2 protein-coding genes are annotated in these 1,346 nt (G+C 67.9%); both read right to left on the minus strand.

Features of this window, described 5'->3' with window-relative positions:
• Nucleotides 1–11: 11 nt before the first annotated feature.
• Nucleotides 12–341 carry a hypothetical protein gene (locus ACWD3I_RS49210; protein ID WP_365414268.1) on the minus strand — a complete coding sequence of 110 codons (330 nt, stop codon included), beginning with the start codon at nucleotides 339–341 and terminating at the stop codon, nucleotides 12–14.
• Between the two features lie 77 nt (nucleotides 342–418).
• A complete protein-coding gene (locus ACWD3I_RS49215; protein ID WP_365414266.1) occupies nucleotides 419–1,288 on the minus strand; it encodes an IS5 family transposase in 870 nt (289 codons plus the stop codon).
• Nucleotides 1,289–1,346 lie beyond the last annotated feature (58 nt).

Raw genomic sequence — 1,346 nt, forward strand, 5'->3', positions numbered from 1 at the left:
TAGGGCGTGTTTTAGAAGGAGTTGGTCTGCTGGGCTGGTCGGCCGGGGAAGTCGCGGGCGGCCAGCCAGATGATGAGGTCGTTGGCGATCAGGCCGATGCGGTTATCGGTGGTGACTTCGTGTTCGCGTCGTGTGCTGTCGCGGCGGACAATCTCGTAGCCGCCTTCGTCCAAGACGGCCACGGAGGCGAACCAGGCAGGGTCGTCCTCATCGGGCTGGATGATGACGAAGGTGTTGTCTGCGGTGTCGAGTTCGCTGATCAGATCGAACAGGGCGTCCTCGGACGGGTCATCGATGTGGTGCCCGTTCTCGCTGTCGGCGCAGTAGTAGGTTGCCGCCACGGTCTGTTCTCTCTCTCGTGCCGACGTGCTGCCGGATTGCCGTCAGCATGGCATGCGAGGCGGACAGCGCCGCCAGGTCACAGCCATTCGTTGATCGCAGCTATGTGGACGGTGGCCTCGAATCGGACGGCGAGCTTGTCGAACCGGGTGGCCACCGCCCGATTGCGCTTGAGACGCCCGATGCCGCACTCGACCGCGTGCCGGGCCTTGTAGTCCGCGCGGTCGAAGACTGGAGGGCGTCCGCCGCTGCTTCCCCGGCGTTTGCGGTGGCCGACCTGGTCGGCCGGTTCCGGGATGGTGCAGCGGATCCCGCGCCGACGTAAGTAGGCGCGGTTGGCGCGCGAGGAATACGCCTTGTCACCCCGCACCCGCAGCGGCCGTCTGCGAGGACGTCCTGCCCCGAGCCGAGGCACACGGATGCCCTCCAGCACCGCCACGAACTGTGGACTGTCACCCCGCTGTCCTGCCGTCACCATCAACGACAAGGGCCGCTGGTCCTGCTCGCATGCCAGGTGGATCTTGGTGGTCCAGCCGCCCCGAGACCGGCCGAGCGCATGGTCGTCCGGCTCGCTGCCCACCCCGCCGGGCGGCTCCTTCTGGTCCTGCCCGTCCCGCCGGGCGCCAGCCGCATGCTGGTGAGCTCGGCAGATCGTGGAGTCGACATTCACCTCCCACGTGATCAGCCCGGCGGCATCGGCTCTGGCCTGCAGCCCGGTCAGCACAGTTCCCCAGACACCGGTGCGCTGCCAGCGGCGGAAGAGTCCATAGACCGTCTGCCACGGCCCGTACTCCGCCGGCAGGTCCCGCCAGGGGGCACCAGTCCGCACCCGCCAGCGGATCCCGTCGATCAGCCTCCGCCGACATGCTGACCGCCTGCCGACCTGCGCGACAGGCAACAGCGGCTCCAGCACTGCCCACTGCTCATCCGAGAGATCCCCACGCCCCACACCGGGATCATCACGGCACGAGCCGTGGCGGGACACCCCGTTCTAAAACACGGCCTAG

This window comes from Streptomyces sp. NPDC002817 (assembly GCF_053592055.1).